This is a genomic window from Streptomyces lanatus, from assembly GCF_014655715.1.
GTDB lineage: Bacteria > Actinomycetota > Actinomycetes > Streptomycetales > Streptomycetaceae > Streptomyces > Streptomyces lanatus.
Genome location: NZ_BNBM01000019.1, coordinates 130,336 through 156,534 on the forward strand (window position 1 = coordinate 130,336; position 26,199 = coordinate 156,534).

The 26,199-nt window shown below is 70.6% G+C and carries 19 protein-coding genes; 4 read left to right on the forward strand and 15 right to left on the reverse strand.

Translation table 11 applies throughout. From position 1 onward, the window contains the following. Positions 1-146 precede the first annotated feature (146 nt). From IE325_RS37270 to IE325_RS37295, 6 genes are all read right to left on the reverse strand, one after another. A complete protein-coding gene (locus tag IE325_RS37270; protein ID WP_007382399.1) occupies positions 147-428 on the reverse strand; it encodes an HU family DNA-binding protein in 282 nt (93 codons plus the stop codon). 361 nt (positions 429-789) lie between these two features. Then, positions 790-2,202: an NAD-dependent malic enzyme gene (locus tag IE325_RS37275; protein WP_190074595.1), complete on the reverse strand. Its 1,413-nt coding sequence runs from the start codon at positions 2,200-2,202 to the stop codon at positions 790-792. A 315-nt stretch (positions 2,203-2,517) separates the two neighbouring features. Beyond that, positions 2,518-4,875, reverse strand: a complete 2,358-nt coding sequence (locus IE325_RS37280; RefSeq protein ID WP_190074596.1) for a HelD family protein — start codon at positions 4,873-4,875, stop codon at positions 2,518-2,520. A 69-nt stretch (positions 4,876-4,944) separates the two neighbouring features. Then, on the reverse strand, positions 4,945-5,724 hold the full coding sequence (locus IE325_RS37285; RefSeq protein WP_308437706.1) for an anti-sigma factor family protein: 780 nt from the start codon (positions 5,722-5,724) through the stop codon (positions 4,945-4,947). A gap of 59 nt (positions 5,725-5,783) precedes the next feature. Beyond that, positions 5,784-6,305: a sigma-70 family RNA polymerase sigma factor gene (locus tag IE325_RS37290; RefSeq protein ID WP_010039908.1), complete on the reverse strand. Its 522-nt coding sequence runs from the start codon at positions 6,303-6,305 to the stop codon at positions 5,784-5,786. Positions 6,306-6,624: 319 nt separating this feature from the next. Continuing rightward, positions 6,625-7,221: a CGNR zinc finger domain-containing protein gene (locus IE325_RS37295; protein ID WP_190074598.1), complete on the reverse strand. Its 597-nt coding sequence runs from the start codon at positions 7,219-7,221 to the stop codon at positions 6,625-6,627. 160 nt (positions 7,222-7,381) lie between these two features. Here IE325_RS37295 and IE325_RS37300 point away from each other — a divergent pair, with 160 nt between their 5' ends. Continuing rightward, on the forward strand, positions 7,382-7,909 hold the full coding sequence (locus IE325_RS37300) for an anthrone oxygenase family protein (RefSeq protein WP_229912282.1): 528 nt from the start codon (positions 7,382-7,384) through the stop codon (positions 7,907-7,909). 90 nt (positions 7,910-7,999) lie between these two features. Here the strand turns inward: IE325_RS37300 and IE325_RS37305 are convergent, their stop codons facing one another. The 7 genes from IE325_RS37305 to IE325_RS37335 all read right to left on the reverse strand — a co-directional run bounded on the left by IE325_RS37305 (position 8,000) and on the right by IE325_RS37335 (position 17,884). Next, positions 8,000-9,154 (reverse strand): uroporphyrinogen-III synthase, encoded by a 1,155-nt coding sequence (locus tag IE325_RS37305; RefSeq protein WP_190074600.1) that lies wholly within the window; start codon positions 9,152-9,154, stop codon positions 8,000-8,002. 154 nt (positions 9,155-9,308) lie between these two features. Continuing rightward, positions 9,309-10,691 (reverse strand): nitrate/nitrite transporter, encoded by a 1,383-nt coding sequence (locus IE325_RS37310; protein ID WP_190074601.1) that lies wholly within the window; start codon positions 10,689-10,691, stop codon positions 9,309-9,311. Positions 10,692-10,868: 177 nt separating this feature from the next. Further along, complete coding sequence (locus tag IE325_RS37315; protein ID WP_190074602.1) at positions 10,869-11,756, reverse strand: hypothetical protein; 888 nt, start codon at positions 11,754-11,756, stop codon at positions 10,869-10,871. Between the two features lie 81 nt (positions 11,757-11,837). Beyond that, positions 11,838-13,130 carry an acyltransferase family protein gene (locus IE325_RS37320; RefSeq protein WP_190074603.1) on the reverse strand — a complete coding sequence of 431 codons (1,293 nt, stop codon included), beginning with the start codon at positions 13,128-13,130 and terminating at the stop codon, positions 11,838-11,840. Beyond that, positions 13,127-15,331 (reverse strand): bifunctional polysaccharide deacetylase/glycosyltransferase family 2 protein, encoded by a 2,205-nt coding sequence (locus IE325_RS37325; RefSeq protein WP_190074604.1) that lies wholly within the window; start codon positions 15,329-15,331, stop codon positions 13,127-13,129. The genes IE325_RS37320 and IE325_RS37325 overlap by 4 nt, the downstream gene beginning before the upstream one ends. Further along, positions 15,331-16,620, reverse strand: a complete 1,290-nt coding sequence (locus tag IE325_RS37330; protein WP_190074605.1) for a hypothetical protein — start codon at positions 16,618-16,620, stop codon at positions 15,331-15,333. The genes IE325_RS37325 and IE325_RS37330 overlap by 1 nt, the downstream gene beginning before the upstream one ends. 298 nt (positions 16,621-16,918) lie before the next feature. Then, complete coding sequence (locus IE325_RS37335; RefSeq protein ID WP_190074606.1) at positions 16,919-17,884, reverse strand: LysR family transcriptional regulator; 966 nt, start codon at positions 17,882-17,884, stop codon at positions 16,919-16,921. An 84-nt stretch (positions 17,885-17,968) separates the two neighbouring features. Between IE325_RS37335 and IE325_RS37340 the strand changes: the two genes are divergently transcribed. After that, positions 17,969-19,276, forward strand: a complete 1,308-nt coding sequence (locus tag IE325_RS37340) for an MFS transporter (protein ID WP_190074607.1) — start codon at positions 17,969-17,971, stop codon at positions 19,274-19,276. Here the strand turns inward: IE325_RS37340 and IE325_RS37345 are convergent. Continuing rightward, positions 19,227-20,597, reverse strand: a complete 1,371-nt coding sequence (locus IE325_RS37345; RefSeq protein ID WP_190074608.1) for a cytochrome P450 — start codon at positions 20,595-20,597, stop codon at positions 19,227-19,229. The two genes, IE325_RS37340 and IE325_RS37345, sit on opposite strands and share 50 nt — an antisense overlap. A gap of 123 nt (positions 20,598-20,720) precedes the next feature. On the opposite strand from IE325_RS37345, the gene yicI reads away from it, so the two are divergent. Next, the gene (gene yicI / locus IE325_RS37350) at positions 20,721-22,973 is read left to right on the forward strand and encodes an alpha-xylosidase (protein ID WP_190074609.1); all 2,253 of its coding nucleotides are present in this window, start codon (positions 20,721-20,723) and stop codon (positions 22,971-22,973) included. Then, positions 22,973-23,956 carry a LacI family DNA-binding transcriptional regulator gene (locus IE325_RS37355; RefSeq protein ID WP_190074610.1) on the forward strand — a complete coding sequence of 328 codons (984 nt, stop codon included), beginning with the start codon at positions 22,973-22,975 and terminating at the stop codon, positions 23,954-23,956. The genes yicI and IE325_RS37355 overlap by 1 nt, the downstream gene beginning before the upstream one ends. A 608-nt stretch (positions 23,957-24,564) precedes the next feature. On the opposite strand, the gene dacB is transcribed toward IE325_RS37355, so the two are convergent. Further along, positions 24,565-26,163 carry a D-alanyl-D-alanine carboxypeptidase/D-alanyl-D-alanine endopeptidase gene (dacB, locus tag IE325_RS37360; RefSeq protein ID WP_190074611.1) on the reverse strand — a complete coding sequence of 533 codons (1,599 nt, stop codon included), beginning with the start codon at positions 26,161-26,163 and terminating at the stop codon, positions 24,565-24,567. Positions 26,164-26,199: the final 36 nt, after the last annotated feature.

Sequence of the window (26,199 nt, forward strand, 5' to 3'; positions counted from 1 at the left end):
AACGCCGATGGGGCGGCCACCTGAACTTCAGGTGGCCGCCCCATCGGCGTTACTGCGTGCCCCTCAGGGGCGCGGGGAACTGCGCGAGAACCACGACGGACCCGCAGTCGCCCACGGCGCCGAGCCTGCGCGGCGATCAGGCGCCCTTACTTACCCTTGGCGGCTTCCTTGAGCTTGCTGCCCGCGGACACCTTCACGCTGTAGCCGGCGGGGATCTGGATCGGGTCGCCGGTCTGCGGGTTGCGCGCGGTGCGAGCGGCACGGTGGGTGCGCTCGAAGGTCAGGAAGCCGGGGATGGTGACCTTCTCGTCGCCCTTGGCGACGATCTCGCCGACGGTCTCGGCGAAGGCGGCCAGAACGGCGTCGGCGTCCTTGCGGGTCACCTCGGCGCGGTCGGCCAGCGCGGCCACCAGCTCACTGCGGTTCATGTTCTTACTCCCGTGTTCAATTGCCTTGAGGCGTGCCACGCGGCGGAGCCGCATGTCGGGCACAGCGATGTCGATGCTGCCAGGGTCCTCGGTGGGTCACCGGACCCGGGTCCTCGGTCAGACCCTCGCGCCCAGAGACGCATCCTGCCCCTACCTGCGGCGGGAAAGCCAATCCGGCGCCCGGAGGAGTCGTGAGAACACCCTTCGGAGTCACACGAAGAGAGGGCCCGAGCTTGGCCGTCACGATAAACGGCGTCCCAAGGCCCCAGGTTCCACGACGCGCCGTCGCAAGGGCTTGCCGTGGCGATCCTCACAGCCCACACACACTTACCGGGGCTGTGAGGCACCGTCACCCCGTCCGCTACTCGGCGGACACGGCCTTCGCGGCCTCGCGCACGGCCCCGGCGACCGCGCCGGCGACCTTATCGTTGAAGACGCTGGGGATGATGTAGTTCGGGTTCAGCTCGTCCTCGGTCACCACGTCCGCCAGCGCCTTCGCGGCCGCGAGCATCATGTCGGTGTTGACCGTGCGGGACTGGGCGTCCAGCAGACCGCGGAAGACGCCCGGGAAGACCAGCACGTTGTTGATCTGGTTCGGGAAGTCGGAGCGGCCGGTGGCCACAACTGCCGCCGTCTGACGGGCGATTGCCGGGTCGACCTCGGGGTCCGGGTTCGCGAGCGCGAACACGATCGCGCCCTCCGCCATGGCGGCCACGTCGGTGCCGTCGAGGACGTTCGGGGCGGAGACGCCGATGAAGACGTCCGCGCCGCGCACGGCCTCCTTCAGCGTGCCGGTCAGACCCTCAGGGTTGGTGTTGTCAGCGATCCAGCGCAGCGGCGAGTCGGCGGCGGCGTTGACGAGGTCCTCGCGGCCGGCGTGCACGACACCGTGGATGTCGGCGACGACGGCGTTCTTCACGCCCGCGGCGAGCAGCAGCTTGAGGATGGCCGTACCGGCGGCGCCCGCGCCGGACATGACGACGCGGATGTTCTCGATGGCCTTGCCCGCGACACGAAGTGCGTTGGTCAGGGCGGCGAGGACGACGATCGCGGTGCCGTGCTGGTCGTCGTGGAAGACGGGGATGTCGAGGGCCTCGCGCAGGCGGGCCTCGATCTCGAAGCAGCGCGGGGCGGAGATGTCCTCCAGGTTGATGCCCGCGAAGCCCGGGGCGATCGCCTTCACGATCTCGACGATCGCGTCGGTGTCCTGGGTGTCGAGGCAGATCGGCCAGGCGTCGATCCCGGCGAACCGCTTGAACAGGGCCGCCTTGCCCTCCATGACCGGCAGCGCGGCCTTCGGGCCGATGTTGCCCAGGCCCAGCACGGCCGAGCCGTCCGTCACAACCGCAACGGAGTTGCGCTTGATGGTGAGGCGGCGGGCGTCCTCGGGGTTCTCGGCGATGGCCATGCAGACGCGGGCCACACCCGGCGTGTAGACCATGGACAGGTCGTCACGGTTGCGGATGGGGTGCTTGGACTGCATCTCGATCTTGCCGCCGAGGTGCATGAGGAACGTACGGTCCGAGACCTTGCCCAGCGTGACGCCCTCGATGGTGCGCAGCTGCTCGACGATCTCGTCGGCGTGCGCGGTGGAGGTCGCGGCGATGGTGACGTCGATCCGGAGCTTCTCGTGCCCGGAGGCGGTGACGTCGAGGCCGGTGACCGAGCCTCCGTGGGACTCGACGGCCGTGGTGAGCTGGGAGACCGCGGTTCCGCTCGCGGGCACCTCCAGCCGGACCGTCATCGAGTAGGAGACGCTGGGCGCCGTTGCCATGGCCGACTTCCTCTGCTTTCACCGGGTGTCGCTGTATGCCGTCCGATCGTCGCACCTACCGCTGAGTAGGAGTTAGCCGGGCGTGGATTGCGAACGTATTGTTCGCCACGTCTTCGCAACAAAAGAGACCCACGTCACATGATGACGTGGGTCTCTTTCTTACGTTCATGACACCGACCCGCCATGCTCGCCTCGCGGCAAGTGGTCGCTCGTAGCGACGAAGGTTGGGCCCGGGGGCTTGGATCGGGCCGGTGCCACACCCAGGCTAACAAACGGATCCCGTAAGGCCATTCCCGTAACCGTGGTTCATTCGGATCAATCCCTGAGCAGGTCCGGGACCCCGGACGCGTCCGGCTCGTCGCGCTCCCCCGACACCACCGTCAGCTGCTGGGTGGCCCGGGTCAGCGCCACGTACAGCACCCGCAGCCCGGCCGGTGACTCGTCCGCGATCTCGGCCGGGGACACGACGACCGTGGCGTCGTACTCCAGGCCCTTGGCCTCCAGGCTGCCCAGCGCCACGACCCGGTCGCCGAGCCCGGCGAGCCAGCGCGCGGCCTCTTCCCTGCGGTTCATCGCGACGACGACACCGACCGTGCCGTCGACGCGGTCGAGCAGCCGGGCGGCCTCCTCGCGGACGGACTGTGCGAGGGAGTCCCGTACGACGGCGAAGCGCGGTTCGACGCCGGTGGAGCGGACCGCCGTCGGGGATGTCGAGCCCGGCATGGCGAGGGCCAGCACCTTCGCGGCGAGGTCGGCGATCTCGGCCGGGTTGCGGTAGTTCACGGTGAGCTGGAAGCGGCGGCGCGGGCGGGTGCCGAGGGCCTCGTCGCGGGCCTCGGCGGCCTCGTCGACGTCGGACCAGGACGACTGGGCCGGGTCGCCGACGACCGTCCAGGTGGCGTGCCGGCCGCGGCGGCCGACCATGCGCCACTGCATCGGCGTGAGGTCCTGGGCCTCGTCGACGATGACATGGGCGTATTCGACCCGCTCGGCCGCCAGCCGCTCGGCGCGCTCGCGCTGCGACTCCTCGCGCACCGGCATCAGCTCCTCCAGGCCGGTGAGCTGGTCGAGAGGGTCGAGCTCACGCTTCTTCCGCGGGCGGAACGGGGTGCCGAGGATCGCCTGGAGCTCGTCCAGCATGGCGATGTCGTGCACGCTGAGGCCGCTGCGCCGGAGCGAGCGGGCCACCTTGCGGATCTCGCCGGGGTTGAGGATCCGGCGGGCCCAGCGGCCGAGGCGGCGCTCGTCGGCCATCGCCGCGAGGACCGCCTTCGGGGTGAGCTCGGGCCACCAGGCGTCGAGGAAGGCGATGAAACTGTCCTCCGAGATCACGTCCTCGTCGAAGGAGGAGCGCAGCTCGGCGGCGAGTTCGGGGTCGGTGTGCCGGGAGGCGCCGCCGGACTTCGCCCACAGGGCGTCGAGCAGCAGCTTGCGGGCGCGCGGGCGCAGCAGGTTCACGGGTGCGGTGCCGCCGAGGGCGTTACGGCGGATCCGCTCCAGCTCCCCGGCCTCCAGCTCAAGCCGGCGCCCGAAGGCGACCACCCGCAGCCGGGTGGGCGTTCCTGCGGGGGCCGAGGGCTCGTCGGCGTCGTCGCCGAAGGCAAGCTGCCCGGCGCGTCCGGCCCCACCCGTCGACCCCCGCTCCAGCGCCCCCCGCGCCGCCTTCCGCAGCACCTTGAGCATCCGGTACGAGCCCTTGGCGCGGGCGGTGGACGGCGAGTCGTACAAGGTGGCCTCGGCGCCGTCGACCAGGGAGCCGATGGCGCGGATGGCGACCTGGCCCTCCTCGCCGAGCGACGGGAGCACGCCCTCGGTGTACGCCACCAGCAGCGGGGTCGGCGAGACGATGAGGATGCCGCCGGAGTAGCGGCGCCGGTCCTGGTAGAGGAGGTAGGCGGCGCGGTGGAGTGCCACCGCCGTCTTTCCGGTCCCCGGCCCGCCCTCGACGTAGGTCACCGACGCGGCGGGGGCGCGGATGACCAGGTCCTGCTCGGCCTGGATGGAGGCCACGATGTCCCGCATGGTGTGGGTGCGGGCCTGGCCGAGGGCGGCCATGAGGGCGCCGTCGCCGATGACGGGCAGTTCGTGGTCGCCGAGGAAAGCTTTGAGCTCGGGCCGCATCAGGTCGTCCTCGACGCCGAGCACCTTGCGGCCCTTGGAGCGGATGACCCGGCGCCTTACGACCCGCCCCGGGTCGACCGGGGTGGAGCGGTAGAAGGGCGCCGCGGCCGGGGCCCGCCAGTCGATGACGAGCGGGGCGTAGTCGGCGTCGAGGACACCGATACGGCCGATGTGCAGGGTCTCGGCGATATCGGCGGTGTTGTCGTCGCGCACCGCGCCCTCGGCGGGTTCGACGGCGGTGTAGGCGCCGTCGGGCCCCTTCTTGCCGTCCTTGCCGAGGAGCAGGTCGATACGGCCGAAGAGGAAGTCCTCGAACTCGTTGTTGAGCCGGTTGAGGTGAACGCCGGCCCGGAAGACCTGGGCGTCCCGCTCGGCGAGCGCGCCGGGCGTGCCGACCTGGCCGCGCTTGGCCGCGTCGTTCATCAGGAACTCGGCCTCGTGGATCTTCTCCTCAAGGCGTCGGTACACCCGGTCCAGGTGTTCCTGTTCGACGCCGATCTCTCGGTCTCGCAGGGAGTCGAGCGCGGTTTCCTGTTGAGCCTGAGCGGCCACCGGGCCCCCTTCTGACGTGCTGGGCAGCCGTCAACCGTACGCGAAGGGGACCCGGAAAAGCTACGTCGACTACACGTCGACCTCGGCGATCTTTTCTCCGTCGAAGGTCATGACCTCGACATGATCGACGTCGCTCGGGGACATGGACACTCCGCCGCTGACGTAGAGCGGGTTCCTGGCCTGCTCGGTCTTGGCGTCCGGGATGCCGTAGCCCCACTTCGGGACGGACCAGGAGGCGGCGGTCTCACGCTCGCCGTCCTTGCTGACGAAGATCATGGAACACTTGAGCGGGCCCTTGACGCCGCTGAGCTCCAGGGCCGTCTCGGTGCCCCACGCCTTCTCCTGGAGGGCCACGGTCGCGGTGACCTTGCCGCCCGAGCCGGTGCCCTTGACCTTGTCGGCGATGCCGTTGAACAGGTCCCTGGCGGGGTTGGCAGCGAGAGTCGCGTTGGTGCCGCTGCCGCCGTCCGAGTCGGTGCCGGTCGTCGCGATCGCGGCGAAGGGGCCGGCGACGATCAGCGCGGCCGCCGCGGCCACCATGTAGAAGCTGCGCCGGCGCTTCTGGGCGCGGCGCTCGGCGATCTCGTCGACGAGGTTGTTCACGATGCGCGGGCTGGGCTTCGCCGACAGGGACTCGCCGATCGCGGGCGAACCGGAACCCGGCAGGTCCGCGAGGGCGGCCAGCATCGGTTCCATCCCCGCGAGTTCGTCCAGCTGCTGGGCGCACCATTCGCAGGTCGCGAGGTGGGCCTCGAAAGCGGTTGCCTCGGCGTCGTCGAGAATGCCGAGGGCGTAGGCACCGACGGTTTCGTGCTCGTTCGGGCCCGGATGTCCCTGCATGGGGCTCATGGACCCAGACATACCCGAACCGCCCATCCCGAATCCCTGGTTTCCCCCGTACACACTCATCACGCCGTCACCCCCCGCTCCTCCAGAGCCAGCTTCATCGACCGAAGGGCATAGAAAACCCTTGAGCGAACGGTGCCGCTGGGTATGCCCAGCGTCTCGGCCGCCTCATTGACGGTACGTCCCTTGAAGTACGTCTCGACCAGCACCTCCCGGTGGGCGGGGGTCAGGTCGTCGAGTGCGTCCGACAGCGTCATCAGCCACAGCGCCTTGTCGATCTCGTCCTCCGCGGGGATGACCTCCAGCGGCGACGGATCGACCTCCTGCGGCCGGGCCTGCCGGCTGCGGTGGCCGTCGATGACGATGCGCCGGGCGACCGTCACCAGCCAGGGGCGTACCGATCCGGTCGCTCGATTGAGCTGTCCGGCGTTCTTCCAGGCACGGATGAGCGTCTCCTGCACAACGTCCTCTGCTCGTTGCCGGTCACCGGCGACCAGTCGAAGGACATACGCAAGGAGGGGTCCGGCGTGCTCTCTGTACAGCGCACGCATCAGCTCCTCATCAGGTTCCGAGGGCTGGGACATGCGATGTCGGGCCCTCGATCCACGTTCATTGGCCACGACGGAATCCTTGCGCACGCCCACCTCCGATGTCCGGGGGTTCCCCCAGTCGGTCGCTCGACTACCCGTACGGAAGGGGTGCGTTGAGTGTTCAAACCGAGGCGACAGTTTTCTTCGGAGTGACGTGACGAGCGGGACATGGCAGCACATTCCCACCGCGCGATCTTTACATATCCGTCACATCGGCAAGATCGATTCGAGGCTTCCCTACGGTCGCGTAGGTAAACGACATGTAATCGAAATCACTTCGACGGCCGTTTCACAGAAGCCGCATAACGGACTGTCAGGCCCGTGCGACCGCCGCCCGACGACGATGCCGGGCCACCCTTTCGCGGTTCCCGCAGACCTCACTGGAGCACCAGCGCCTCCTGCGCCCCCGGGACGTATCGAGATAAACGATCGGGCAGTTGTCCCCCTCGCACTCCCTCAGTCCGGCCCGCGCGACGGGATCGGTGAGCAGTTCCAGCGCGTCCCGGGCGACCGCGCCGAGCAGCGCGGCGCACTCCGGCGGATGATCCAACCGCCGGACCAGCGTGCCGTCCTCAGCCCGTACGGCACAGGGGGCCGGGGGTGCGGCGCGGGCGATGTCGTTCACCCGGGCGAGCGCGATGCCGTACGACGGCCAGGGCTCGGGGACGAGAGTGCCGCGCACCAACTGCCCGACAAGTCCGCGCAGTTCACGGAAGTCCACCAGCCACGCGGCGCCGGCGTGGGCCAGCGGGGTGCCGGGCGGGACGAGACCGGCGCCGACGATCCAGGCGCACAGCACCTCGACGGAGTCGAACCGTTCCTCCGGGTGCGTGGTCGCGAGCAGATCCAGACAGATCCGCCCGGCGCCGAACCGCAGTTCATACGGGTCCGTGGCCATACCCAGTGCCATGTGCCTGTCACCGCCCAGGGGTCAACCGTCTCTCTCCCACAGTGCCTGCCCAGGGGCGGGCCCGGAACCCCTCGTACCGGAGGTTGGCGCTGGACGACCGCTTATGGGGCTGCGCGTGACGGCCATGGTCGGGTCGTGTGCGGATCCGTTGACTGAAGGCATGACACGCAACAGCACAGTCGTGGGAACCGTCATGGTCGCGGCCACGGTCGCCATGGGCCTGATCGCCGGGGCCTTCTACATCTTCGCCTGCGGGGTGATGCCGGGCCTGGCACGCAGCGACGACCGGACGTACGTCGAGGTCATGCGCGACATCAACGACGCCTTCGAGAACCCGGTGTTCTTCCTGAGCTTCTTCGGGGCACTGCTGCTGACGGGGGTATCGGCGTGGCAGGTGCGCGGGCAGCAGTACCGGTGGTGGGTGTGGGCGGCCCTGATCGCGTACGGCGCGGCCTTCCTGATCACCGTCGCCTTCAACATCCCGCTGAACGAGAGCCTGAAGGACGCCGACGATCCGGCCGAGCTGCGGGAGAAGTTCGAGGATCCGTGGCTGGCGTGGAATGTGCTGCGGGCGGTGCTGTCGACGGTGGCGGTGGGGTGTCTGGGGCGGGGGTTGGTGCGGTACGGCCGGATGATGGGCGGGGCTTTCCATCGCCGGTCGGCATCATCCAGCCCGTCCGGCGTTTGAGGACAAGGCCCGTTCAGGGCCGACAGCGGGGGTCCGGGGGCGCAGCCCCCGGGGACGGGACGGGTAGGGGCGGCGGGGGCGAAAACCCCCCTACGCGTCCGCGTACTTCGCGTCGGCGGCCGGATCCAACGCCAGCCGATACCCCCGCTTCACCACCGTCTGGATCAGCTTCGGCGCCCCAAGAGCCGTCCGCAGCCGAGCCATCGCCGTCTCCACGGCATGCTCGTCCCGCCCGGCCCCCGGCAGCGCCCGCAGCAGCTCGGCCCGCGACACCACCCACCCCGGCCGCCGCGACAGCGCCCGCAGCAGCGACATTCCCGCGGGCGGCACGGGCCGCAGCCCACCGTCCACCAGCACCGCGTGCCCCCGGATCTCCACCCGGTGCCCGGCGATCGGCAGCGACCGCGCCCGCCCGGGAAGCTCCTGGCAGAGCAGCTGCACCAGCGGCCCGAGCCGGAAGCGCTCGGGCTGGACCGTATCGACGCCTTGGGCCTGCAACGGCAGCGCGGTGACCGGCCCGACACAGGCCGGAACGACGTCATGGGAGAGGGCGGCGAGCAGCTCCGGAAGCAGCCCCCGCTCCTCCGCCCGCGACAGCAGGGACACCGCGGCCGGTGCGCTGGTGAAGGTCACGGCGTCCAGACCGCGGGACACGGCCGCGTCCAGCAGCCGGTCCACCGGCCCGATGTCCTCCGGCGGCAGCCACCGGTACACCGGCACCCCGAGCACCTCCGCGCCCCCGGCCCGCAGCGCCTCCACGAACCCGGGCAGCGGCTCCCCGTGCAGCTGGATGGCGATACGGCGCCCGTCGACGCCCTCCTCAAGGAGCCGGTCCAGCACCTCGGCCATGGACTCGCTCGACGGCGACCAGTCCTCGGTCAGCCCGGCGGCCCGTACCGCGCCCTTGACCTTGGGGCCGCGCGCGAGCAGCTCCACCCCGCGCAACCGCCCCAGCAGGTCCTCGCCGAGGCCCCACCCGTCGGCGGCCTCGATCCACCCCCGGAACCCGATCGCGGTCGTGGCGACCACGACATCCGGTGTCCGCTGGATGATCTCCTTGGTGGCCGCGAGCAGCTCGCTGTCGTCGGCCAGTGGCACGATCCTCAGGGCAGGGGCGTGCAGGACGGCGGCGCCGCGACGCTGAAGCAGCGCCCCGAGCTCGTCGGCCCGGCGCGCGGCGGTCACGCCCACGGTGAACCCGGCGAGGGGCCCGTGTTCGGATTGCTTCAGTTCGTCGTCGTACATAACTCTCGTCCCGCACTCGAGTCGTGGTGCTTGCGCCAGGCGGTCGCACCGAGGGAGTTCCTGACTTCACCCAGGGTGGTCACACCTGCATGCCGAACGAGCCTGTCAACGGTCCATGACAGGCTCGGTTCGGCTTCATGTCAGCAGTGTTACGTCACACCTCGGCATAGCTGAGCTGCGGCTTTGCCTCCGTGGTCGATGTGGCGTGGGTCTGGGAGGCGGCCGGGCGGCGAAGGTATACGGCCCAGGTGACCACGAAGCAGACCCCGTAGAAGGCGAGGAAGGCGACGAAGGCGCCGGTGCCGGAACCCACGCTGAGGAAGGACTGGCGGAAGGCGAGGTTGATGCCGAGACCGCCGAGCGCGCCCACCGCGCCGATGAGCCCCATGGAGGCGCCGGAGAGCCGGCGGCCGTAGGCTGCGGCCTCCTCACCCTGGAGCCCCTTGGCCAGCGCCTTCGCATGGAAGATCCCGGGGATCATCTTGAACGTGGAGCCGTTGCCGAGCCCGGTCAGCACGAACAGCGCGATGAAGGCGACGGTGAACAGCGGCAGCGACTCGCGCATCGAGGCGACGATGATGACGGCGGTCGCGGCGGCCATGGCGACGTAGTTCCACAGCGTGATCTTCGCACCGCCGAACCGGTCGGCGAGGGAGCCGCCGACGGGACGGATCAGCGAGCCGAGCAGCGGGCCGATGAAGGTGACGTAGGCGGCCTGGAGCGGCGTACGCCCGAACTGCGTCTGCAGGACCAGCCCGAACGCGAAGCTGTACCCGATGAACGACCCGAACGTCCCGATGTAGAGGAAGGACATGATCCAGGTGTGGGCGTCCTTCACGGCATCCTTGGCGGCACCGGTGTCGTTCTTCACCGACGCGATGCTGTCCATCTTCAGCCAGGCGAGGGCCGCGGCGATCACGATGAACGGGATGTAGATCCCGAGCAGCAGCCGCGGGCCGCCGCTGGCGCCGATGACCGCGAGCCCGATGAGCTGCACCACCGGCACCCCGATGTTGCCGCCGCCGGCGTTCAGGCCCAGCGCCCAGCCCTTCTTCCGCAGCGGGAAGAAGGCGTTGATGTTGGTCATGCTGGAGGCGAAGTTGCCGCCGCCGACACCGGCGAGCATCGCGCACACCAGGAAGGTGCCGAACGACGTCCCCGGCTCCATCACGGCGAACGCGGCGACGGTCGGCACGAGCAGCAGGCTCGCCGATACGACCGTCCACATCCGGCCACCGAAGACGGCGACGGCGAAGGTGTACGGCACCCGGACGACGGCGCCGACCAGCGTGGCCATCGACACGATGGTGAACTTGTCGGCGGGGGTGAGCCCGTACTCCGGCCCCATGAACAACACCATCACGGACCACAGGGTCCAGATCGAGAAGCCGATGTGCTCGGAGAGGACGGAGAAGAAGAGGTTGCGCTTGGCGACCTTTTCCCCCTTCTCGTTCCAGAAGGTCTCGTCCTCGGGGTCCCAGTGCTCGATCCAGCGGCCTCCCCTACTCGCGACGGGGGCTGGGCTAGGGGCAGTCATGTCGCCTCCACGGTCTTCGGGCTCGGTCGCACCACGTCTACGAGTGGCTGATCCCGAAGGTAGGGAGGGCGCGTTTCCACGCTGTGGCACCGAGTGACCGGAAAGGAACTTTGCTCTCACCGGGTGGGGAGGGGGGATGAGAGGTTCGTCGGCGGTGCCCCCTATATAGGGGCGGCGTCAGTACTGCTGCGGGGGCTGCCAGTGGGGGTTCTGCTGGGGGTAGGGCGGCTGCTGCGGGTAGGGCTGGGGGTGGCCGTACGGCTGCTGCGGTGGCTGGGGCTGGGGCTGCTGCTGGGCGTAGGGGCCGGGGGCCGGGGCGGGCGGGTTGCCGTACGGGGCGGGCTGGGCGGGGTACGCGGGCTGACCGCCGTAGGGACCCGGGGTGGGGGCGTGCTGCTGACCGTAAGAACCAGGAGTGGGCTGCTGACCGTAGGAACCGGTCCCGCCGAACGGATTCCCGTGCCCCGGCATCTGCCCGCCCGGCGGCAGATACCGCACCCGCCCACCCTGCTCGGTCACCGGCGAGAAGCCGGCGGCCTGGAGGCGGGCCGCGAACTTGGCGTTGCGCTTGCGGGTCACGGCGAGCCCGATCCCGAGCAGGGCGATGAGCCCGACCCATCCGAGCCCGGCGAAGAGAACGGCGTCCCCGTCCCCTCCGGCCTTGACGGCGCCGAGCACACACCCGAGGGTGATGCCACCCGCCGCCCACCACATCTTCTTCTCGGCGTGCTTGCCGGTGAGGTCGAAGTTGATGCGGGCCTTGAGGAGCTCATGCGCGTCGGGCACGAGCGGCGGCACGGACACCCCGTCACCGGCGTTCGGATACTGCGCCCAGTTCTGCGCGGCGCGAGCACGGGCCTGAGGGCTGGGGTCGGGCACGATCAGCATCACGAGCGCGTTGTTGCGCCCGCCGCTCTGCCGTACGTCCATGTACTCGTACCCGAACTGCTGGGCGATGAAGGCGAGCCGGGCGAGCTTCTTCACGGACGCCATGGGACTGGTGAGCTCGACAGGCTGCCCACTCGCGATCAACCGCAGCATCTTCTGCACCTGCCGCTTACTCACCAGCCACCCCACTCCCACCGGCCCACCCCGGCAGCTCCGTTCACGCGCGCAACCCGGTCAGTGTTCCATGTGCCACTGACATCACCGAGCCCGGTGGCGCGTTCCCTTCCTCGTTCCCTTCTTCGTTCTCTCCTTGGTTCCATTCGGCCAGAGCCGTGGGCTCCGCTTGGCCGCGATGTCCTCCACCCACCCCACGGTCAGGATCGCCAGGCCGATCAGGGGCCAGACCAGGAAGAACATCCAGATCATGTATGTCGAGTCGAGTGCCGAAGTGGCTCGTTCGTCCTGCATGAAGGGGAGTTCGTACAGGCGGTCGAGGATCGGGACCGTGGCCATGATCAGGAGGTTGTGCCAGAGGTAGATGGTGACCGCTCGGTTGTTGGAGAGGGTCACCAGCTTGTCCCATCTGGCGAGTCTGCCGGGGAGTTCCTGCCAGGACGGGGAGTACTGGAGCAGGATCACCACGAAACCGAAGGACCAGGTGGCCTGGGCCAGCGGGATGTCGTTGAGGTCCCAGCCGTCGGGGCCCAGATGGCCCGAGGCCCACCACAGGCCGAAGGCCATCACGAGGGCCGCGGAGGAGACGGCGACATAGCGCGGGATCTTCGCGAGGAAGCCCTCGTGGTGGGCGAAGCCCAGGACCCAGCAGCTGCCGTAGACCGCGAAGTCGGTGACCGCGTTGCCCGTTTCGCCGGGGATGGAGACGAGTCCCGTGCCCACCACCGCCGTCAGGCCGAGCGGGGCGAGCAGTGTCGGCCACGGTGCCCGGCGGAACGCCCACAGCAGCAGCGGGGACGCCACGACGAACCACAGATAGGCGCGCAGGTACCACAGCACGCCCGCCGCCTGCACCGCCCAGGTGTCCTCCAGCAGGCCCGACTGAGAGCCGATGTGCCACGGGAACGGCGGTGCCCCGATGGGGACGATGTAGTTGATCAGGTCGACCAGGGCCCAGGTGCCGCCGTGGTCCGGGTCCTTCACCGGGTTCCAGCCGCCCGCGAACATCATCGCCAGCACCACCGCGCTGAACACCCACAGGGGAGGCAGCAGGCGCCGGACGCGGCCCCTGATCACACCCCAGGCGGGGCGGTTCAGGGAGCGTGCCATCAGCGAGCCGGCCAGCGCGAACATCACGCCCATGGACGGGAACAGCACCGTCAGCCAGGCCCAGCCGAAGAGGTGGTAGGCGACGACGCGGACCAGGGCGATGGTCCGCAGCAGGTCCAGATAGCGGTCCCGGCCCGGTTTCTTGGGCGGCGCGGGCCGGGCCGGTTCCTCGGGAGCCGCGGGTTCGTCGAACGCGGCGGCCAGTGCCGTAGCACGCTGCGGCGGTACGGCGTACGGCGCCGTCTGCCATACGGGATCGTGCGTCATCCGACCGGCCTCCGATCGCCCTCACGCGTGCCCGCCGAGCGCTGCCGCGGCACGGGTCCGCCGGGCGCCTCGACCACGCCGGTGCGGCGCAGCTTCTGCCAGCGCAGGCGGCCGCCGGTGAGGGCCGTGATCCAGGACTGGAGCAGGACGACGTACATGAGCTGGCGGTAGAGGATCTGCTGGAGCGGGAGGGAGATGAGGTGGGTCATGCGTTCCTTGTCCAGGCGGAAGGCGTAGGCCGCGCAGACCACCTGGATGGCCAGGACGCCCAGCCAGGCGCCGATCGTCTTCTGCGTCGGCCCGAAGACCAGGCCGTAGAGGAGGAAGACGTCGATCAGCGGGGCCAGTAGCGGGGCCAGGACCATGAACAGGGACACCAGGGGCAGGCCCACCCTGCCGAAGCGGCCCGAGGGGCCCTTCTCCACCAGTGCCTTGCGGTGCTTCCAGATCGCCTGCATGGTGCCGTACGACCACCGGTAGCGCTGTGACCACAGCTGCTGGACCGACTCCGGGGCCTCGGTCCAGGCGCGGGCGTTCTCGGCGTAGACGACGCGCCAGCCGTCGCGGTGCATCGCCATGGTGATGTCGGTGTCCTCGGCGAGCGTGTCGTCGCTCATGCCGCCGACCCGCTCCAGGGCCGAGCGGCGGAAGGCGCCGACCGCGCCCGGGATGGTCGGCATGCAGCGCAGCATGTCGTACATACGGCGGTCGAGGTTGAAGCCCATCACGTACTCGATGTGCTGCCAGGCGCCGATCAGCGAATCGCGGTTGCCGACCTTGGCGTTGCCGGCGACGGCGCCCACCTCGGGGTCACCGAAGGGCTGCACCAGTTCCCGTACCGTCGCCGGTTCGAAGACGGTGTCGCCGTCCATCATCACGATGATGTCGTAGCGGGCGTTCGCCAGGCCGCGGTTGAGGGCGGCGGGCTTGCCCGCGTTGAGCTGGCGTACGACGCGGACGTTCGGCAGGCCCATCGCCTCGACGATCCGGGCCGTGCCGTCGCTCGATCCGTCGTCGATGACGATGACCTCGATCGGGTGCTCGCTCGCCATCAGCGACCGGACGGTGTTCTCGATGCACTTGGCCTCGTTGTACGCCGGGACCAGCACCGACACCGGTTCGGTGACCGGCGGGCCCCAGCGGAAGCCCCGGCGGCGCACCCGGCGGGCGTGGACGGCCGACAGCAGCAGCATCAGCACGAACCGGCTGATGACCAGGAACCCGATCACCGCCAGGCCGACCACCAGTACGCCGGTGATGTTGTCCGAGGCCTGGACGAGGAAGATCCAGGCCCTGCCCTTCCACCGGTCGAGGCCGGTGACCTGGGTGTGGGCGCTGGGGGCGCCGAGGGCCTCGGTGAGGTTGTCGAACTCGTAGCCGTCGGCCTTCATGTCCGGCAGGAACGTGTCCAGCGCCTGGACGGTCTGGTGCCGGTCGCCGCCGGAGTCGTGCATGAGGACGATCGCGCCCTTGCCGCCCTTGGGCGTGGCGTTACGGATGATCCGGTCGACGCCGGGCTTGCGCCAGTCCTCGCTGTCGGTGTTGTTGACGACCGTGATGTAGCCGCGCTTGCCGATGTACTCGGTCACCGGCCAGGACTTGTTGTCCATGGCGTCGGCGAAGGAGGAGTACGGCGGACGGAACAGGGAGGTGCGGATGCCGGCCGCGCCGCTGATCGCCAGCTGGTTCTGGGACAGCTCCCAGTCGATGCGCTTCTTCGACTGGAAGGACAGGTCGGGGTGGTTGAAGGTGTGCAGGCCGATCTCATGGCCTTCGTCGACCATGCGCCGGACCAGGTCCGGATAGCGCGAGGCCATGGTCCCGGTGACGAAGAAGACGGCGTGCGCGTCGTGCTTCTTGAGCACGTCCAGCACCTTGGGCGTCCAGGTCGGGTCGGGGCCGTCGTCGAAGGTGAGGACGAGGCGGTGGTCCTGGAGGGTGAGGCTCTCGGTGCGGCCACTGCGGGTGTCGATGACCGGGCCGCCGTCCAGGATCTTCTCCGGCACCTGGTCGGAGGAGGCGGGCGGACTGACACGGTGATCGGCCAGGATCTCGCTGTGGACGTACCCGCGCAGCATCAGCATCGCCATCAGCGCGACGAGGACGAGCGAGGGCAGCAGCAGGCGCATGGGCACACGGCGGCGCCGGGAGCCGTCGGGGGCTCCGGTCGCGGGCCCGTGACGGCGGGTGCGGGTTGCCATCAGAGGGTGTACTCCGGGGACGAGGCGGCGGGCGCGGCGGCGTCGAGGTCCGGCTCCTGCGCGATGGGCGTGGGATCGCTCGGGCCGTTCGCGACCGGCCCGGCTGCGGGCCCTTCGGTGGTCGCGGGATCGGTCGGCTCCTCGGTGGGGCCGCCGCCGTCCGTCGGGCTCGGGTCGGGGTCGCTGGTGGTGGGCTGGGTGGTCGGGTCGGGATCCACGGTGGGATCCGTGCCCGGGTCGGTGGTGGGCTTGGGGGCGCTCGTCTTCGGGTCGGCCGAGGTGCCGGGGTTCTCGGCGGTGGCCGACGCGCCGGGCGCGGTGGCGCTCGCGCCGGGGGACGGGGTCGTGCCCGTGCTCGCCGTCGGCGAAGTCCCCGGCGAGACACTGCCGGTGGCGGAGGGCTGCGGCGCCGACTCCGCGGGCAGCGGCGAGGTGTCGACCTTGCCGGCCGGCTTCTCCCTGGGGCCCTCGACGGGCAGCCAGGGCGCGTCGGAGTTGCCGGACAGCAGAGTGGCGACGATGACGACGGCGTAGACCGCGCAGGCGAGACCGACCGCCATGCCGATACGCCGGAAGCGACGGCTACGCCGCCCCGACTCATCGACGAACACCGGCCCGTCGGAGCCCTCGCCCCCGCCCGGCCCGTCACCGGCCGCGCGCAAGCTGTGGTCCCGCTGGAAGGCGACGGCGTCGAGCTGGACGGTCACCTCGTGCGGGTCGTGGGTCGCGGCGGGGTCGCCGGGGCCGGCGGGCTCGTCGAATGCGGCCGACGCGCCCGATGCGCCGGGTCTGCCGGATATACCGCGCGCACCGGCCCCCGCCGGCGTCTGCGACTGCTCGGGTGCGCCGGAGTCGCCGGATATGCCGACCCGCGCGGGCGGCGCCTGCACCCCCTCGCGCTGCTCCGACTCGCTCCACGGGTCGTTCCACGGATCACGAACCGTGGGCACAGCCCGCGTCTCGCCAGGTGTCTCGCCAGGTACCGGGGACCGGGATCCCGCGTGTCTCCCACGGGCCGTCGGCCGATCGAAGGCGGACCAGGCGCCGCCCTTCCCGTCGGGAGCCGGCCGGGACGGGTCCGCCGCCGTGTCGCCGGGGACGCGTCTCTCCGCCGTCCCGGCGACCGACGGAAGGACCGCGGTCTCGTCGGCGTCGGACGCGGACGTGCCGGGCACGCCGCGCAGGATCTCCGTCTCGTCGGCGTCCCTGGAGGAACGCCCGGCACCGTGCAGTATCTCCGTCTCCCTCTCCCTCGCTACGGCTCGGGAGTGACGGCCCTGACCGGGCATGCCGGCCACCTCGGTCTCCCCGGTCGCCGGGAAGGCCTGGGTGTCAGCCCTCGAACCCCTCGCGGAAGCACCGCCCCCGGAGCCGGACCCTGATGACACGTCGGGCCACTCCGGTTGGGCGTCTTCTCGCCACTTCTTCACACGCACGCACATCCCCCCACGGGACTGTTCTGGGTGCGCGTACGACACTGAGCACCCGTCGCCGTACCGAGCCCCCACCCGGCCGAGCGCCCCCCTTTACCACAACGTGCTCAGGCCAAGAATGTAGCGCACGCGGAGGTTTCGTGGTTGCCGCGTGTCAATTGCGCGGGGCCATAGTGGCTGAATCAATGGCCGGAATCCAACCGTCCGAGGGCCTGCGCAGCCACCCCTCCTCGGCCGCGACCTCGGCCGCAGCGCGTCGAAGTGCGTCGAATGCCGGGTGCACCAGCCCCTTGCGCCACACCAGTGACACGGGTGACAGGGGCACGGGATCGATCAAGGGCCGCAGCACGGTCCCGGGCATGGCCGGAAAGTCGATGACGACAAGAACCGGGGTCCGTGTCTTCGCCATGATCCGCCGGAACTCCTCGTCACCCACGGCGAGCGGCGCGGGGGCGTCAACCGTGATGCCCCGCCCCTCGAACAGCCGGTGCGCGAGGTCCGTCCACTCCGGGGTACGGGCGTTTCCCGCCCCGGCGTACACGGTCCGGCCGGCCAGCGCGGCCAGCGGCACCCGATCCGATTCGGCCAGCGGGTCGTCCTCGGGCAGCAGGATCGCCATCGGCTCGTAGCGCACCGGCTGATGGTCGAGGCCCGCCCGCAGCGCCGGGTCCAGCCCCGCGAACCGGCCGAAGGACGCGTCGAGCCGTCCCGCGACGATCTCCCCGGCCGCCCCCGTCAGACCGCTCTCGTAGCGGGCCATCAGCTCGTGCTCGGGCGCGAGCGCACGGGCCCGGTGCAGCACGCGCCGCGGGGTGCCGAGCCCCGGCGAGTTCACGTCCACCAGCAGAGCACGCGCCTGCCCGAACACGGCGAGCAGCTCCTCCTGCGCCTGGAGCACCCGGCGGGCGTACGGCACCAGCCGCGCGCCGTCGGCCGTGAGCGTGACCTGCCGCGTCGTCCGCACGAACAGCTCGGCACCCAACTCCCGCTCCAGCCGCCGTACGTCCCGGCTGAGCGCCTGCTGGGCGACGTACAGCCGAGCCGCGGCCCGCGTGAAGTGCACTTCCTCGGCGACGGCGAGGAAGGCACGCAGGAGTCGGGGGTCGAGGTCGGCGGTCATACGCGGGAACCTACAACCCAGGTGCGTCAATCCCCACCGATCAGGTGTTGGACCCCGTGATCGACTCGCGGCGACGGTGGACCCATGCCGCAACGACCCACCAACCCCGCCCCCTTGCTCACCGTCACCGCCGACACCCTCGTCGCCGTCGACCTCGCCCCCCGGACCCGCGACCGCCCGCCCGGCCCGTACCGCCGCCTCTTCACCCGCCCCGGCACCCGCGCCTTCACCCTCGCGAACCTGATCGCCCGCCTCCCGATGGGCATGTTCAGCGTGAGCGCGGTCGTGATGATCGCCGGTACGAGGGGGTCGTACGCCCTCGCCGGCGCCGTCACCGCGACCGGCCTGGCGGCAACGGCACTGGTCGCCCCCTGGACCGCCCGCCTCGTCGACCGCCACGGCCAGGCCCGCGTCGCCGTACCCGCCACCCTCATCGCCGCACTGGGCAATCTCGCCCTGGTGCTGTGCGTGCACACCGACGCCCCGGCCTGGACCCTCTTCGCCGCGTACGCCGCCACCGCGACCACCCCCAACACCGGCGGCATGTCCCGCGCCCGCTGGGCCCACCTGCTGGGGGGCGACCCCGACGCCCTGCACACCGCCAACTCCTTCGAGCAGGCCGCCGACGAGCTGTGCTTCATGCTGGGCCCGGTACTGGCGGCCTTCCTGTGCGGGACGTTCTTCCCGGAGGCGGGCACGCTGGTCGCCGTAGCCCTCCTGACGACAGGCGTACTGGCCTTCGCGGCCCAGCGCTCGACGGAGCCGCCACCACGACGCCGTACGGCCACCGCACCCCTACGCGCCCCCGGCATACCCCCGCTCCTCGCCGTCTGCCTCGCCATGGGTGCCGTGTTCGGATCGACGGAGGTCGTCACGATCGCCTTCGCCGACGCGACGGGCCACCGCACGGCGGCCGGCGCGGTACTCGCCCTCCAGGCGGTCGGCTCCTGCGCGGCGGGCCTGCTGTACGGCCGGCTCAAGTTCACCGGCCGCCCCGAGCACCGCTACCCGTGGTGCATCGCCGCGATGACCACACTCCTTACGCTCCCGCTGCTCGCCGCAACCGTCACCGGTTCGCTCACACTCCTGGCCGCGACCCTGCTGATCGCCGGGATGGCCACGGCCCCCACCATGATCACCAACATGACCCTGATCCAGCACCGCACGCCGGGCGACCGCCTGAACGAGGGCATGACGCTGGCGGTGACGGCGCTGCTCGGGGGCATCGCGGGCGGGAGTGCGGCGGGAGGATGGGTGGTCGAGCAAGTGACACCGACGGCGGGTTACGGCGTACCGGTGGCAGCAGCGGCAACAGCACTACTAATCGCCCTCGCATCAACCCCTAACGCGGCGAAATCCCCACCCGCACAGGCCCTTTGGCCATCAACGTAACCCCCGCCCCCAACGGCACCGATCCCGTCCCCTCATCCTCGAACCCGAACTCCCGCAAAAGCACCGCCAGCCCAAGCACCGACTCCAACATCGACAGGTGCTGCCCGATACAGGCACGAGGCCCACCCCCAAAGGGAAACCACGCATACCGAGGCCGCGCAGCCTCCGCCTCCGGCGTAAACCGCAGAGGATCGAACCGCTCCGGATCCACCCAGTAATCGGGATGCCGCTGGGTGACCCAGGGACTGACCAGCACATCCGCACCCGCAGGTATCCGCACACCCCCCACCTCCGCGTCGGCGACGGCCCGCCGCCCGACCACGGGCGCGGACGGATACAGCCGCATCGCCTCCTTCACCACCATCGTCAGATACGGCAGCTCCCCCATGTCCGCGGCCGTCGGCGCCCGCCCTCCGGGGCCGCCGAGCACCCCGTCCACCTCCTCCCGCACCCGCGCCTGCTGCTCGGGATGCCGGGCGAGAAGGTGCAGGGCGAAGGCGAGCGCCGTGGCGGTGGTCTCGTGGCCGGCGAGGAGGAAGATCAGTACCTGTTCGCGCAGTTCGGCGGCGTCGAGGCTGCCGTCCTCGGCGTTCTCGGCGTGCACGAGGAGGGTGACGAGGTCGTCCCGGTCGCCCCGGTCCCGGCGGCTGTCGATGATCTCGTCGCACAGGGCGAACAGCTCGGTCTGCCGGCGTACGGCACGACGGTTGGCGGGGGTGGGCCAGCTGCGCGGCGCCTTGATCGGGGAGAAGCCGCGCTTGAGGGAGTACTCCTGGAGCGGCGGCAGGGTGCGCTCGACCACGTCGAGCGCCTTCTTCACATCCGTCCCGAACAAAATGCGGCCTATGACGAGCAGCGCGAACCGCCGCATCTCACCGACCAGTTCGACGCTCCCGCCCGACTCCGTGCGCCACGCGGTGGCCAGCGCGGCCGCCTCCTCCCCCACCTGGCCCGCATAGCCGTCGACCCGGCGCCGGGTGAACAGCGGCTGCACCAGCCGCCGTTGACGTAGATAGGTGTCGTCCTGGCTGGTGAGCAGCCCGTTGCCGACGGACTGGCGCAGTTCCTCGTAGAAGACGTTGTCCTTGCGGAAGTCGGCCGCCTGCGTCGCCAGGATCTGCTGGGCGCCCTCGGCGGAGAACACCGCGTAGATGTCGGACCGCAGACCCGGCGGACCGGCGCGGAAGCGCACCACGTCGCCGTGGTCGCGGCGGGCGCGGAGGTAGGCGGCGAGGGGGTCGTTCAGCAGGTCGCTCATCGAGCCGAGTAACGGACTCCCCGTCACGATCGGCGCCGCGGCGGCCGTCGTAGTCATCGTCATGGTTGCCCCCTTCCCGCCATGCCCCATTGACTCACCCCGGGGTCGCACATACCTTCGCCCGTACCTCCGCCAGTCGAAGCGCTTCGACACCCTCCCCCAACGGGACCCCCCATAAGGACCCACATGAAGTTCACCGACGGCTACTGGTTGTTGCGCGAGGGCGTCACCGCGGCCCACCCCGCCGAGGTCCTCGACGTCATCGAGCAGAACGGCGCCCTGGAGATCCACGCGCCGACCCGCCCCATCCGCTCCCGCGGCGACCTGATGACGGGACCGGTCCTGACGATCAGGGCACACTCCCCGATGCCGGACGTCATCGGCCTGACCTTGACGCACTTCACGGGAGGGACGTCCCAGGGCCCGGAGTTCGAGCTGGCCGAGCAGGAGGCGACCACGCCCCACACCTCCTACGACCCCGAACACGCCACCCTCACCTCGGGCGCCCTGTCGGTCCGGTTCGCACGCACCGGCCCCTGGCGGGTGGACTTCGTCGCCGACGGCCGCACCCTCACCTCCAGCGGCCCGAAGAGCATGGGCATCATGCGGGACGCGACCGGCGCGCACCACCTCCGCGAGCAGCTCGACCTCCGGGTCGGCACCTCCGTCTACGGCCTCGGCGAGCGCTTCGGCCCGCTGGTCAGGAACGGTCAGGTCGTCGACATCTGGCAGTCCGACGGCGGCACCTGCAGCGAGCAGGCGTACAAGAACGTGCCGTTCTTCCTCACCGACGCGGGCTACGGCGTCTTCGTCGACCACCCGGGCAAGGTCTCCTTCGAGGTGGCCTCAGAGGTCGTATCGCGAGCCCAATTCAGCGCGGAGACACAGGAGTTGACGTACTACGTCATCCACGGCCCGACCCCGAAGGACATCCTCCGCAAGTACACGGCCCTGACCGGCCGCCCGGCACTCCCGCCCGCCTGGTCCTTCGGCCTGTGGCTGTCGACGTCGTTCACCACGTCGTACGACGAGGAGACGGTGACGTCCTTCGTGGACGGCATGCGGGAGCGCGAACTCCCGTTCTCCGTCTTCCACTTCGACTGTTTCTGGATGCGGGAGTTCCACTGGTGCGACTTCCGGTGGGACCCGCGAGTGTTCCCCGACCCGGAGGGGATGCTGGCCCGGCTGAAGGCGAAGGGCCTGCGGGTGAGCGTCTGGATCAACCCGTACATCGCCCAGCGCTCATCGCTGTTCGAGGAGGGCAGGGCCCTGGGCCACCTGCTGCGGCGACCGGACGGCAGTGTCTGGCAGTGGGACATGTGGCAACCCGGCATGGCCCTGGTCGACTTCACGTCCCCCGCGGCCCGCGACTGGTACGCGTCGAAACTGGAGGCGCTGCTGGCCCAGGGAGTCGACTGCTTCAAAACGGACTTCGGCGAACGCGTCCCCCTGGATGTGGCCTGGTCCGACGGCTCCGACCCGGAACGCATGCACAACTACTACACCTACCTCTACAACCGCACCGTCTTCGACGTCCTGCGCAAGCACCGCGGCGAGGAGGAGGCGGTGGTCTTCGGCCGCTCGGCGACGACGGGCAGTCAGCAGTTCCCGGTGCACTGGGGCGGCGACTGCGAGGCGACGTACGAGTCGATGGCGGAGTCGCTGCGCGGCGGCCTGTCCCTGGGCCTGTCCGGCTTCGGCTACTGGAGCCACGACATCGGCGGCTTCGAGGGCACCCCGTCCCCGGCCCTCTTCAAACGCTGGCTGGCCTTCGGCCTGCTCTCCTCCCACAGCCGCCTGCACGGCTCGTCGACGTACCGCGTCCCCTGGCTCTTCGACGAGGAATCGGTGGCCGTGGCCCGCCACTTCACCCACCTGAAACTGCGCCTGATGCCCTACCTGTACGAGGCCGCCCGCACCGCCCACACCGAGGGCGTACCGATGATGCGGGCGATGGTGCTGGAATTCCCGGACGACCCCGGCTGCGCGCACCTGGAACGGCAGTACATGCTCGGCCCGGACCTCCTGGTGGCCCCGGTCTTCAGCGACGAGGGCGAGGTGACCTACTACGTCCCAGAGGGCACCTGGACCCATTACCTCACCGGACGGACGGTCACCGGCCCTCGCTGGGTGCGCGAGCACCACGACGTCCTGAGCGTGCCGCTGCTGGTGCGGCCGGGTGCGGTGATCCCGGTGGGCGCGGTGGCCGACCGGCCCGACTACGACCATGCCCACGGGGTGACGCTGCGGGCGTACGGGCTGGAGGAGGGCAAGCGGCGGGTGGTGCGGGTCGGGGAGGTGGCCTTCACGGTCGTACGCGAAGGGGACACGCTGCGTGCGTCGTGCAGCGACCCGGCCGGGCCCTGGGGGCTGGCGGCGGGTGAGCGGGAGGTGCGGGCGCCGGCCGGGACGGGGCTGCTGACGTTGGAGCCGGCCTGATGGTGCGGATCACGGATGTGGCGCGGCACGCCGGGGTCTCCCCCAGCACGGTGTCGTACGCGCTGAGCGGCAAGCGCCCGATCTCGGCCGAGACCCGGCGCCGCGTCGAGGAGTCCGTCCGCGCGCTGGGCTACCGCCCGCATGGACGCGGGTCCCGCGTCCTGGCGCTGGCGGCGCCGCTGCGAAAGGGGATCGACGTGCCGTCACTGACCCGCCTCACGGAGTCGGTGGTCACCGCGGCACGGCGCCACGACCATGACGTACTGCTGCTGACCCAGGAGGAGGGACCGCGGCGGGTCGCGGAAACGGGGCTGGCGGACGGCCTGATCGTGACGGACGTACAACTGCACGACCCACGGCTCCCCCTGCTCCGGCGCCTGGACCGCCCCTCGGTCCTGATCGGCTTACCGGCCGACCCCGACGGCCTGACCTGCGTCGACCTGGACTTCAGGGCGGCGGCGGAGGCCTGCGTGGACCATCTGGCGCGGCTCGGGCACCGGGTGGTGGCGCTGGTGGGCCCGCCGCCGGAGGTGTACGTGCGCGGGACAGCGTCCGCCCAGCGAGTGATCCAGGGCTTCACGACCGCCGCCGACCGCCACCGGCTCACCTCCACCATCCACCCCTGCGAGGCCTCACCGACGGCAGCACACGCGCTCACCGAACAACTACTCCGCGAACAGCCCGCGTTGACCGGCGTCGTAGTACACAACGATGCGGCCCTGACCCCCCTCCTCGACGCCTTCGAACAACAGGGCCTACGGGTCCCGGACACCCTGTCCCTCACCGCGATCTGCCCGGACGACCTCGCCGAGTCGATCCGAATACCCGTGACATCCGCCGCGCTGCCGACCGCGGAGATGGGGGCACGGGCGGTGCACCTGCTGCTGCGGGAGCTGAGCGGGGAGCGTGCGCCGGGGTCGACGCTGCTGGCGGCGAGGGTGACGGAGCGGGGGAGTACGGGGCGGCGGCGGGCGGGGGTGTGAAGTGCGGGAGATCGTGGTGCCGGGTCGGGGGGTGGTGTGCTGTACTTGGGATCAGCGGGTGTTTGTCGTATGTCCCCAGGTCCGTGGGGGATATCCGGCTAGCTCGCAAGCCACCAGAAATTGGTGGGCCCCCACCGGAGCTGCTAACTCCGAACGGGGGCCCGGCTCATCAGGAGCCCGTCGGATGTCCCCACCGTGGAAGGGGACATCCGGCTACCTGCTGAGCCACCAGAAATGGTGGGCCCCCGCCGGAGCTCGTAACTCCACACGGGGGCCCGGCTCACGAGGAGCCTGTCGGATGTCCCCAAGCCCTGTGGGGATATCCGGCTACCTCGTAAGCCACCAGAGCAGCCACCTCCTCGCGTGCCTCGCGACCCGCTCCGGCAGAAGCCGGATCAGCCGCATGACGAGAGTCAGTTCCTGCTCCTCGTGACCGCCCATGCTGGGGCGTCCTCCCTTCGACGTGAGGCGGTCAGTCAGGGTCCCGGGACGCGCACTCGTCGGGCCGGGCCCCGAGGGGACGGGGCCCGGAATGAAGGGAGGACGCACCCAAGAGGGTGCGTCACAGCATCAGATACTACCGGTGCTGGATCACTCGCTGTACGTAATCAGCAGCGTGCAGGCTTGCGCCAGGAGCACTCGACGTCACCGCGCGCCCCACCTTCACCCCCACGCACCGACACCGGACCCGCCCCCTCCGCAGTCGACTTGGCCAGCATCACGACGATCGCGTCCTCCAGCGGCTTCACCGAAGACGCGGGGTAGTTGTTGAGGACGATGCCGTAGACCAGTTCACGGCCCTCGGCGTCCGTGACGTACCCGGACAGAGCCGACGCCCCCGTCAACGACCCTGTCTTCGCACGGGCGTTGAGCGCGGCAGGCGTCCCGCACATCCGTGACCGCAACGTGCCCCCGACGAAGCGGTCCGGGTCGCAGGCGACCGGCAGGGACCGGTACCAGTCGGCGTACCAGGGCTCGGAGCGCACGGCGAGGAGGAGTCGGACGAGCTGTGCGGCCGGGAAGTTGTCCATCCGCGAGAGCCCGGAGCCGTCGACCTGTCGCAGCTGGGCGGTGTCGACGCCGATGCCCTTGAGGTAGCCGCCGATCGCCGCGAGCCCGGCGTCCCAGCTCCCCTTCCCCGCGACCTTGACGCCCATGGCCTTGGTGAGGATCTCGGCGTGCATGTTGTTGGAGAGCTTCATGAACGGGACCAGCAGGTCCTTCAGCGGCATGGAGTCGTGCGAGGCCAGCGTGCGTGCGGAGGAGGGGGTCCGGTGTCCTGTGCGGGTCGGTCCCGTCACCTTCACCCCACGCTTCGCGAGCGCGCTCCGGAAGACCGCGGCGGCGTATCCGGTGGGCTCCCACACCGTGGTCCATTCCTTGGCACCGGCGCCGCCGACCGGGGTCGTACCGCTGACGACGATCGTGTTGGTGCCGTGCTCGCGCTCGACGGCGAGGTCGTCGGGCCCGCCGGCGGCGACGGTCGTGGCGGTCACGTCGAGGTCGACGTAGTCGGTGTCGGGTGTGACGGTCACGGAGGGCCGGTCCCCCGCCGACGCCCCCGGCCGGACCGTCACGATCACGGTGCCGGTGTCGTAGTCGGTGTCCGGCGCAACGCTCAGCGCGCTGATCTGCGCCGAGTAGTAGGAGGACTCGTCGTCGGCGGCCCAGGAACGGCCGAGGCGCCGGTCGTCGAAGCGGGTGTCGTCGGCGATCAGCCGCCCGGTCACCCGTCTGATCCCCGACGCGGCGAGGCGTGCGGCGAGCCCGTCGTAGTCGGCGGCGAGGAGGGTGGGGTCGCCGGTGCCCCGCAGATACAGGTCGCCGCGGAGCACGCTGCCGTACTGCTGCCCGTTGGTCGCCACATCGGTGCGGAACCGGTGGTCGGGGCCGAGGATCTCCATCGCGGCGGCCGAGGTGGCGAGCTTGGTGTTGGAGGCGGGCATCAGACGGGTCGACGGAAGGCGCTGGTACAGCGGCTCACCGGTGCCCGCGTCCGCGATGACGACGCTCGCCACGCCGCCGTCCATCCGCGCATCGCCCAGGATGGTGTCGACGGCCTCCGGCAGGCCGGTGCGGTCGGAGTCCGCACCGGCCTGTGCGCCGGGCCCGAGGACAGCGGCGACGAGCGCGACTGCGAGGGCCCAGATCCATGGTCTGCTACGGGAGTTGAGGCATCTCCCGGACTTGCTCACGGGTCTGCTCATGCGTCAGCAGCATCCCGGACACTTCAGTGCGGCGAA